The 9644-nt window shown below is 59.6% G+C and carries 11 protein-coding genes and 2 pseudogenes; 10 read left to right on the top strand and 3 right to left on the bottom strand.

Annotated elements, in window-relative coordinates; genetic code table 11:
- Nucleotides 1-549: pseudogene (locus ACPYOJ_RS32860) on the bottom strand (GDP-mannose 4,6-dehydratase); the annotation flags it as partial.
- A gap of 14 nt (nucleotides 550-563) precedes the next feature.
- Nucleotides 564-1670 (bottom strand): NAD-dependent epimerase/dehydratase family protein, encoded by a 1107-nt coding sequence (locus ACPYOJ_RS32855; protein ID WP_481419981.1) that lies wholly within the window; start codon nucleotides 1668-1670, stop codon nucleotides 564-566.
- A 405-nt stretch (nucleotides 1671-2075) separates the two neighbouring features.
- Between ACPYOJ_RS32855 and ACPYOJ_RS32850 the strand changes: the two genes are divergently transcribed.
- The 6 genes from ACPYOJ_RS32850 (at nucleotide 2076) to ACPYOJ_RS32825 (ending at nucleotide 8011) form a co-directional block, all read left to right on the top strand.
- Entirely contained in the window at nucleotides 2076-3065 is a 990-nt protein-coding gene (locus tag ACPYOJ_RS32850) for an MDR/zinc-dependent alcohol dehydrogenase-like family protein (protein ID WP_481419980.1), read from the top strand.
- Nucleotides 3062-4087, top strand: coding sequence for a Gfo/Idh/MocA family protein (locus ACPYOJ_RS32845; protein WP_481419979.1), 1026 nt, complete (start codon nucleotides 3062-3064; stop codon nucleotides 4085-4087). Before ACPYOJ_RS32850 ends, ACPYOJ_RS32845 begins: the two co-directional genes overlap by 4 nt.
- A gap of 391 nt (nucleotides 4088-4478) precedes the next feature.
- Entirely contained in the window at nucleotides 4479-4682 is a 204-nt protein-coding gene (locus ACPYOJ_RS32840; protein WP_481419978.1) for a cold-shock protein, read from the top strand.
- Nucleotides 4683-5292: 610 nt separating this feature from the next.
- Complete coding sequence (locus ACPYOJ_RS32835; RefSeq protein WP_481419977.1) at nucleotides 5293-5826, top strand: DUF4334 domain-containing protein; 534 nt, start codon at nucleotides 5293-5295, stop codon at nucleotides 5824-5826.
- Nucleotides 5827-6505: 679 nt separating this feature from the next.
- Nucleotides 6506-6688: a hypothetical protein gene (locus ACPYOJ_RS32830; protein WP_481419976.1), complete on the top strand. Its 183-nt coding sequence runs from the start codon at nucleotides 6506-6508 to the stop codon at nucleotides 6686-6688.
- Nucleotides 6689-7780: 1092 nt separating this feature from the next.
- On the top strand, nucleotides 7781-8011 hold the full coding sequence (locus tag ACPYOJ_RS32825) for an alcohol dehydrogenase catalytic domain-containing protein (RefSeq protein ID WP_481419975.1): 231 nt from the start codon (nucleotides 7781-7783) through the stop codon (nucleotides 8009-8011).
- Between the two features lie 48 nt (nucleotides 8012-8059).
- On the opposite strand, the gene ACPYOJ_RS32820 is transcribed toward ACPYOJ_RS32825, so the two are convergent.
- Nucleotides 8060-8494, bottom strand: a complete 435-nt coding sequence (locus ACPYOJ_RS32820) for a low affinity iron permease family protein (RefSeq protein WP_168832342.1) — start codon at nucleotides 8492-8494, stop codon at nucleotides 8060-8062.
- 428 nt (nucleotides 8495-8922) lie between these two features.
- Here ACPYOJ_RS32820 and ACPYOJ_RS32815 point away from each other — a divergent pair, with 428 nt between their 5' ends.
- The 4 genes and pseudogenes from ACPYOJ_RS32815 to ACPYOJ_RS32800 all read left to right on the top strand — a co-directional run.
- The gene (locus tag ACPYOJ_RS32815; RefSeq protein WP_481419974.1) at nucleotides 8923-9114 is read left to right on the top strand and encodes a hypothetical protein; all 192 of its coding nucleotides are present in this window, start codon (nucleotides 8923-8925) and stop codon (nucleotides 9112-9114) included.
- A gap of 57 nt (nucleotides 9115-9171) precedes the next feature.
- Nucleotides 9172-9312, top strand: coding sequence for a hypothetical protein (locus ACPYOJ_RS32810; RefSeq protein WP_481419973.1), 141 nt, complete (start codon nucleotides 9172-9174; stop codon nucleotides 9310-9312).
- A 66-nt stretch (nucleotides 9313-9378) separates the two neighbouring features.
- Nucleotides 9379-9480 (top strand): annotated as a pseudogene (locus tag ACPYOJ_RS32805) (DUF2382 domain-containing protein); the annotation flags it as partial.
- Nucleotide 9481: 1 nt separating this feature from the next.
- The coding region (locus tag ACPYOJ_RS32800) for a DUF2382 domain-containing protein (RefSeq protein ID WP_481419982.1) at nucleotides 9482-9644 on the top strand (163 nt) is incomplete at its 3' end.

The following is a 9644-nucleotide window of genomic DNA, read 5'->3' as shown; positions in this document are numbered from 1 at the left end:
GCCGTAAGGCGTGCAGAAATCGAGGTTGCGTTCTTCGCTCACGCCGTACGCGCGAAGTTCCTCGTCAGCGGGGATATAGCGGTCGTTCAGCTCGATTATCGGCATGCCTTCGAGGCTGCCATAGACCTTGTTGGTGCTGGCGAAGATGACTGGAGCGTTGCGACCGGCCTTGCGGACGGCCTCCAGTACGTTGAGTGTTCCGCGGGCATTGGTCTCGAAGTCGTCGATCGGGTGAGCGAGGCTCGTAGTGACCGCCGTCTGTGCAGCGAAATGGAATACACATTTGGCATCCGCGAATGCCGCTTCGATGCTGCGCAAATCGCGAACATCCGCAAGCACGGGATGGACGCGATCCCCGTGGTGATCTTTAAGCCACTGCAGGTTCTGGTCGACACCCGGTCGGCTCAGATTGTCGAGCAGGATGACGTCCTCGCCGTCGTTCAGATAGCTGTCGGCAATGTTGCAGCCGATGAAGCCGCAGCCACCGACGACGAGGATCGGCGCGGCGTTGCCTGCCACCGACGGGGCGGCAAGCTGGTTGACCTGCTCTGGAGTATGCGGGTTCATGACACCAGTCCCCGCTCTTCGAGTTGCCGTTTCATCTCGGCACTGCGGTCAATCGCACCGCTGCTTCGGACCCATTCGGCAAAGGGGCCGAGCGAGTTCTCGAGCCGGTGTTGTGGCTCGAATCCCAGCAGCTCACGTGCCTTCGAAATATCGGCAAAGCAGTTGCGAATATCGCCTGAGCGTGCCTTACCCAGGATTTCCGGGACTATCTCGGGCAGGCCCATGGCCTCTGCCAGGAACGTGGCGACTTCGGTGATCGTGTAGGCTTGGCCGCTGCCGATGTTGATGACATGACCAGTCGCACGGGGCTGTTCCAGTGCGAGGCGGAAACTGCGAGCCACGTCGCGTACATGCACGAAATCGCGACCCTGCCGTCCGTCTTCGAAGATCATTGGCGGCTGCCGGTTGGCCAGTCTCGAGGCGAAATTGGCCAGGACTCCGGTATAGGGATTTGAAAGCGCCTGCCCGGCACCGAAGACGTTGAAAAGGCGAAGCGCCACCGCTTCGACGCCGTAGGCTTCGCCGAAGATCAGCACCTGACGCTCCTGAGCGAATTTCGTCAGGGCGTAGATGGAGGCAAGGTCCGCTGGCTTTTCCTCATCGGTCGCGACCGGCGTCAGTGTTTCGCCGTTTGGTCCAACCGGCTCCCATTTTCCGGCCTTGATCTGCGCGCCATTGCGGCGGATGAAGCCAAGGCGGTCACCATCCAGCGTGACATACGAGCCTTCGCCATAGACGCTCATCGAGGAGGCGACGACAATGCGCTTGACGGGCAGACCGATCATGGCCTCGAGAAGGACCGCGGTACCAAAATCGTTGCTGCCGACATAGCGGGCAATTTCATACATCGATTGGCCGACGCCTACCTCCGCAGCCAGATGGATGACGCCATCGACATCCTCCAGCGCCTCGCGGACTTTAGCCTTGTCGCGAATATCGGCGCGTACCAGTTCGACCTGCTTGGGAATGGCTAGCTCGGCGTCGGCGTGAACCTGGTCAATCAGCGCGTCCAGCGCGCGAACATCATAAGAGTTGCTGAGCAATTCTTCTATGACATGGCGGCCTATAAATCCGCAGCCTCCCGTGACAAGAACTCGTCGCATGGCTCATCCTAGGGTGTGAAAGAGACGACATTCCCCGGCCGAACATCACGCCCTAAGCTTTGTTCCTTCATCGAGGACATCTTTTTCAATGACATCATCAATGACATCTTTGAACTCGATGTCGGTGACCGTGGAACCTGTTATCCCGGTGGAAGTTCTCGATGGGAAAGCACGATCAGTCGGGAGACAGACCGATCGTCACAAACAAGACTTGGGGCCGTTTGCCGGCAAGACAAGCACGGGACGTATCGTCCCGCCTTGGCCGCAACAGGTTGCGACGCCGGTTTCTGCCAAACTGAGGGATTATCTTATTGCCCAGCGGGTCAGGATACAAAGCGGTGTACAATTGAGTGCCGGTTGAATTGCCGCAAAGCCGCAATAGGTGTTGCTCGAGGAGGATTGTCCATGAACATCGTGACATCGGCGCAACCCTCGCGGATGAAGGCTGCGGTGGTTACTGCTGCCGGCCAGATGAGAGTGGACACCCTGCCGCTTCCCGAACCGGCGTCTGGTCAGGTGCGCATAGCGCTCGAAGGCTGCGGTGTCTGCGCTTCGAACCTCACACCATGGGCCGGACCCGAATGGATGACGTTTCCGACAGAACCCGGCGGCCTGGGACACGAAGGTTGGGGCATCATCGACGCGGTCGGGGCGGATGTCGAAGATCTTTTCGTCGGGGATCGTGTCGCCGCGCTCAGCTATCACGGCTATGCGACCCACGACCTCGCCGATAAAAATGCCGTGGTGCGGCTGCCGGACCAACTGGCTGGTCAGCCCTTTCCGGGGGAACCGCTTGGCTGCGCGATGAACATCTTTAAACGCAGCCTCATCGGAGCCGGCCAGACCGTCGCGATCGTCGGGATCGGCTTCCTGGGTGCACTGCTGACGCAGCTCGCAGTCTTGGCCGGGGCGCGCGTGATCGCCATGTCCCGCCGGCAATTCTCGCTGGACCTGGCAAAGCGCATGGGTGCGTCAGAAACTATCCCCATCGATGATCATTGGCGAATCATCGAGGAGGTCAAGGCGCTTACCGGCGGCCGCTTCTGCGACTGCGTTATCGAGGCCGTCGGCAAGCAATGGCCGCTCGATCTCGCCGGCGAACTCACGAAAGAACGCGGAAGGCTCATTGTTGCCGGCTATCATCAGGACGGCCCGCGGCAGATCAACATGCAGCTTTGGAACTGGCGGGGACTTGACGTCATCAATGCTCATGAGCGCGACCCGGCCGTTTACGTGCAAGGGATCCGCGATGCCGTTAAAGCGGTTCAGGAGGGGCTGTTTGACCCCTCAGTTCTTTATACGCACCACTTTCCGCTGGAGCGGCTGGGCGAGGCGCTCGATATGACGCGCGACCGGCCCCATGGATTTCTCAAGGCATTGGTGATGTACGCGTGAATAAGATTTCAAAGGCCGAAAGGCTTCGCGGCGATACCCGCCCGACGCGTCTGGGATTTCTGGGCGTCGGCTGGATCGGCCGTCTCCGCATGAAGTCGCTTCTGGAAACTGGCCTGGTCGATGCCGTCGCAATTTGCGACCCATCGGCGGAGATGGCGGAGGAAGCACGCAAGCTGGCTAAATCGGCCGAGGTCGTTCCTTCTTGCAACGCTTTGCTGCAGCATGGCCTCGACGGAATGGTCATTGCAACCCCAAGTGCCTTGCATGCAGAGCAAGCGATCGAAGCCCTCAGTCGCGGCATCGCGGTCTTTTGCCAGAAGCCGCTCGGCCGCTCGAAAGACGAAGTGGCGGCAGTCATTGCAGCTGCACGAGCGGCCGACCGGTTGCTGGACGTCGATTTATCTTATCGCCACACAGCCGGCATGCGCCGCATTCGCGACATCATCCGGGCCGGAGAGCTGGGCAGCGTCTTCGCCGCCGACTTGGTATTTCACAATGCCTACGGACCGGACAAGGGATGGTTCTACGACAGGTCGCTCTCTGGCGGCGGTTGCCTGATGGATCTTGGGGTCCACCTGGCCGATCTTGGGCTTTGGACCTTGGATTTTCCAAGCGTCACGAAAGTCGAAGGCAGGTTGTTCCGCCAAGGACTGCCACTTCGCAAGGATGAAACGGAGGTCGAGGATTTTGCGGTCGGGACGATTGAACTTGCGATGGGTGCCGTTCTTCGATTGGCCTGCTCCTGGCGTTTGCATGCAGGATGCGATGCCGTCATAAGCGCGAGCTTCCATGGTACCGAGGGTGGCGCGGCCCTACGGAACGTCAACGGTTCCTTTTATGATTTCGTCGCCGAGCGCTACCATGGCACGAGGTCGGAAACTCTGTGTAATCCGCCTGACGATTGGGGGGGCAGAGCGGCGGTAAATTGGGCGCGGCAGCTGGCACAAGGGCACGGATTTGATCCTGCCTGCGAGAAACTCTTTGATGTGGCTGCCATTCTCGATGCAATTTTCGGCCGATAAGCCGCAGGTGTCGCGGCTCGAATCTTGCTTCATGATCGTTCCATCGAAGCCCACACGTTCTATTGGACAAAGTCCCACCCAAGGGAGCTAAGGGCGCTACGTGCCGACGATCTCAGGGAGGGAACAGAAAATGGGCAATGGCGACGATCGGCCCTCCGGGCACTCCGAGATCGGAAACATGCAGATCGCCTGCCGCCTCATCAACTCAGGAAGCTGGCCAGGAAAACGGTCGGTTTCCCGAGCTTCTCGACCGCGTCGTCAAGGTCAGGTACGCCGAGCGCACTTAGATCTGCGAGCTGCTCACAGGGAAGGGAACGCGAAATCACGTTGCGGAGGAAACGATCGATGTCTATGAATCGCACTCCATCTCGCACGCACCAGGAGAAGTTCAGTGGCCAACGGAACCGTCAAATTTTTCAACCAGGATAAGGGCTTCGGCTTCATCACGCCCGACGACGGCGGCCAGGATGTCTTCGTCCACGTAAGCGCCGTCCAAGGCTCCACTCTCCTGCGCGACGGACAGAAGGTCTCCTACGACCTCGGACAAGACCGGAAAACCGGGAAGTCGAAGGCCGAGAACGTCCGGGCAATCTAGCGGCATAGGCCGTGGCCCCAGGGATTGCGCGGGGTTTGCCTGGGCTTGATGCGGCGCGCAATGCAGCTCGCCTTCGGATCTTCAGAAAAGCCGAGGGCGCTCGACCCGGACACGGGGAGCGCCCCGTTTACCCGGACGGCCGCAGGCACGCGAAATCGTTTCGCGGCAGCGCAGGCTGTCGTGAGTTTGGGTGGTAGCGTTTAGATGAGGTTTCCGACGTCGATTGAGCTGGACGTGCTGCAGGTGATGCGGAAGCGAGCCTCGCCAGGCTGCGACGCGTATTCTTCTGCGGGCCTTCCCATTGTGGTGACTGGTCAGTCGTTCCGAGAGCGCCGTCTTTCGGTTTGTTCATGCCATGGCGAGTCCTCCCTCTGTAGGGAGAACCTTCGTCGAGGTTGCGAGTGCACGGCCCTGGGACGACGCTGCCGAAACGTCGGAACCATTCCGAGCGATCGACATTCCCTTCGCCGAGAGCGACCGTGTCAACCGGACATGACAGGGATAGTGAACGCGGCGATTTTTTCGGTTTCTCGCTGCGGCCAACGACACGGCAGACGAGCGCCCAACCTGTCCGGCACCGCACTCGACCCTTCGATGCTTCGGAGAGACGATGCCCGACGACCTGCAGTCGAAGAAGATCGCCTGGTTACGGTCGCTGCCGCCGGTCCTGCCCGCCGACATGATCGGCCTCTGGCGGGGCGTCGGCATTCCTTCCGGGCATCCACTGGACGGCGTCCTCGAGAACCTTCAATGGTTCGGGAAGCGATTCCACCCGGATCTGCGCGCAGACGCCTTGCTCTTCCAATGGCGGCCGGGACGTCTCGTGCCGATCGAGCCGGCGTTCGTTCCGGTCAGGACTGAGATCCGCCTCGCCCCCTTCGGGCGCACCTTGGTCGCCCGGAACTGGTTCTCATATCTGCAGAAGGTCTTCCGCGCACGGGGAACGACGGCGTCCGTCAAGCTCCGCATGATCGACGGCAAGGAGACGGCCGCGATGGTCTACGACCGCCAGCCGATCGTCGACTATTTCCGAAGGATCGACGACAACGCGTTTGCCGGCATGATGGTCGTCGAAGGCGACGAGCGGCGATACTTCTTCAGCCTTCGAAAGGTCGACCCTCCTCGCAGAGACGGCGACGCTTGAAGAAGGAAAAGCCGTTCTAGAGACGCCGGACGGCCGCTACATCGTGGTGAGCTTGCTAAACTCGCGTTCTAGTCGAGATCGGCTTTCGTCTGTCATTTTACGGCGAGTGTCGGTGCTGCACCGATCTACTACCTCGCACGGTGGCGGATGCACCTCGCCGCCACGCGGCTCCGCCGCGGCCGTGAGCCGATATCCTCTATAGCCGTTTCCCTGGATATGTTTCCGATCGCGCGTTCAGCGCCACCTTTCGCCGGATTATGGGCGTTTCTCCGACGCAGTATCGAGCAGAGCACGCCCGATTGTTCACGACGCCGCCAGGAGATGCTCTCCAGCGGGAAGGACTTGCTCAAGAGTGGCAGCCTGGGCACGGGAACGACTGGTGCGGAGATTTTTGAAACCGCGAGAGACGTCCGCTTCCCAGGCCCCGCCGGAGCTTTCAGTCGACCCTTAGCGCGAGCCCGGCTGGGCGATTGGCCGCTGATGGGGATCGCCACGCTCGTGGCGCTGGCCGTCGTTATCGAGAGCTTGGCAAAGCTGTTCGGCGTCTCCTAAAAGCGCATGTAAGCTGCCGCGGAAGTAATGCAAAACTTTGGTCCGATGTAACGGCGGACCAAAGCCCCAAGGCGGAACGCTTGATGGAAATACTCGTTGGGATGCCAAGAAACAATGGAATCCCGCCATGGCCGATAAAAATCCCACATCTTCCGTTTTCACCTTCTGGAACGCGTCGGTCCTTGCCTTGGTGATCGTACTCGCTTCCATGCTCTACGTCTTCGGAATAGCGATGTCCGGTGGCACGACGGACTTGACTGCAAGCGTTCATGGCGCAGACGTCAGGGATACGCGGGACGTCCCAGACTGACGCTCTCTGGTGAAGTGCCGCCGCCCGCTAAACCTTGATATTCAGCCACCGAGTTGCAGGGCGCGCCGTCCCGGCCATCCGCCGCGTGAGGTTTGGCTATGCTAAGGGACTGGGGTAGCTAGTGTTGAGGGGAGTGATACTTACCGCTCCCTTCCCTCATCAAATGGAAACCGCTTCGCCCAGAACTCCTTTAACGACTATCGCTACCAGATGATCGTCCCGACTCCTTCGGACCGAAGGCAAAGCGTGGAACCGTTTCCTCATCTCCTTCGTTGATCGTCCAACTGCAACGTGAGGAAAGAGCAATGAAAAGCTTCTGATTGTCATTACGGGCAGCCACGGTTATGCCGGAGGCGACCCGTCTAGATAAATCGGATCGTTGGATTGGGGGTGAAACATGAGAAAGCTTTTAATCGCAGCCGTCGTCGCGCTTACTGCATTGACCGGAACCGCAGCGCCAACGCTCGCTGAGACCGTTTTCCGGGTTGGACCAGGCGGGGCTTATGTCGGTCCCGGCTTCCACGGCTACTCGCGGTACCACCCTCGTTATTATCGCGACCGTGACCGGGCGCAGAAGGCATCCTGCCACCTAAAGAGAGAGCGATATTATAGCGAACGCCAGGATAGATGGGTCACGAGGTCGACCCGCGTTTGCTACCGGTAGAACTGCCCGCCCTTTGCAGCGCGGTTGAAGGATCCGCCGCTGCGACGAATAGAATTGCGCATCGCCCTGTGACGAGAAGGGCGATGCGCTTTTCGGATGCCGATCACCGCGAGCGCGCCGATGCCTTCCTCTTCCCACGCGTCTCTTGGGTCCCCGGTCCGGCGTCCGAAGCAGCTTCCGGTCAGTCGTTTGGCGATTCCTCGGCAGTCACAAAGGTCGTCTTCCTCGCCCCGGCGAGGCCTCCTTTGTCGTCGGCGGCGAGTTGATCATCGACGGCGGCATGAGCAAAATCTTTAAGGTCGAGGCGTCGATCGCGACAAGAAGTGAGCCATCCGAATGAACCCACGAAGGATAGCAACATCATGAGATCTCTGATGCGGTGATGACGGCATATATCCCTTGCACGAGTTCGGCCCATCCGCTCGGACGTGCTCAAGAAACCCTTGCCGGGCCAAAACGAGATTCTCATCAAAGTCTTCGCGGCTGGTGCCCTTGGGACGGCCGGCTCCGATCGGACAAGAGTGCATTGCCGCAGCCCCTGCCCTCACCTAGGATCGGATCTTTCCGGCGTGGTCGACGCCACCGGGCCTAACGTCGCCAGCGTTAGACCGGGCGAGACGTCTATGGCGTCACCAATCCGCGTTTCATTTCGCTTTTGAAGGTTCGACCCGCAGACCTATCAATTCGATTCCAGCGACATTGGTATATTATGGAATTAAGGGCTCGGACTGAGATTCCCACTCCCTCTTCTCCGCCTTGTCGTCGGCAACGTCCTCGACACAGTCGGCCTTTTCGGCAAGCCTTTTGCTCACCTCGCGGAGCTGCTGCTCGTCGAGCTTTTCGATGCCGACGAAGGTGTTCTGCGCCTGCGACGTCAGGATGAGTTCGTCGAGCTTGGCCTGTAGAGCCTTGCCGTCGCGGTTTTGCGAGTTCTGCAGGACGAAGACCATCAGGAAGGTGATGATCGTGGTGCCGGTATTGATGACCAGCTGCCACGTCTCGGAGAAGCCGAAGAACGGCCCGGAGATCGCCCACATCAGAACGAGTGCCGCCGCAATTACAAACGTGCCGGGCTTGCCGGACAGATCGGCTATGGCAGTGGCGAATCTGGAAAAGAATTTGGACCCGGTGTTTTCGTTCATGATTTCCTCACGTTACTCGAAGCGTTGATAACGCGATCTAGCGAACTCGGTTCCGTTCATCGTTTGCGACCAGCCCGCCGCGGCCGGAGGGAGAGGCGTGATTGGGCCAGAACGGAAGGGGCTTCGGCTGGGCTACGGTTCATCATGCCGCCGGGGCTCTGCGCATGCTTGGAAGCCAAGCCGCGAGGCTCTGTTCAATTTAGCCTCCGTCGTCGACGAGGACCTGCGCGTCGCAGCCACGCGGAACCTCTATTTCCCGCTAAAGCGAGACAATGAGTCCTGCGCTGCTGGAACATTCGATGCGCGGAGTGGTTGGGCGCGGCATGTCATATCTCATAGAAATTCTTCTCCCGAGGACGGGAGAAAGCAGTCGCGCCAACTTTGACGTCATTCGGTCGGAACTCACGGAGAATTTCGGAGGAGCGACCATGCACGTCAACGCACCTGCCGAAGGCTTATGGGAGGATGACGGTTCTATTGAGGAGGATCGTATCGTCGTCGTTGAAGTGATGATTGACGAGCTCGACCGCGCGTGGTGGACGTCCTACCGCAAAGATTTGGAGGTTCGCCTTCATCAGGAGGAGATTGTCATCCGGGCAACGAGGATCGAACGTCTCTAATATTCCTCGGAACATTATCGAATCGCGATGGTTTGCTGACCGGAAGGTGAAGCATCCATGCACGATGAAGAGCAAACGATACCTCTTGCCGAGGAACGGCTTTCTGTTGCCAACCGCGAGGTTCCTGACGGCGAAGTTCGCGTTCGCGGCAGGACGATCGTCGCGAACGAAGCCGTCAAGCGTCAACCTTCTCTCTGAAGAAGTCGAAGTCGAGCGCGTACCGTTCGAGACGGTGGTGGATGCAGCTCCTCAGATTCGGACGGAGGCGACGTGACTATCGTGCCCGTCCTCGAAGAGCGCCTGGTCATCGAGAAGAGGCTGGTGCTCGTCGAGGAGATCCGGATTAGGAAAAAGGGAACTTTCGATAGTGAACGCGTCGTGGCCAGTCAACAGCGGCTCCGTTCGGGTCCGCGCCTATACGGTCGAGCATCCCGTCCGCGAGGACGTGAGCCTTCGGGATGAGAATGTCGAGAGTGAACGCCGCGGCGTCGATCGCCCTTTGACGGACGCCGACCGCGCGTTCCAGGATC

The organism is Rhizobium sp. SVR5-9E (assembly GCF_056755095.1).
This window is presented reverse-complemented; position numbering and strand designations above follow the sequence as displayed.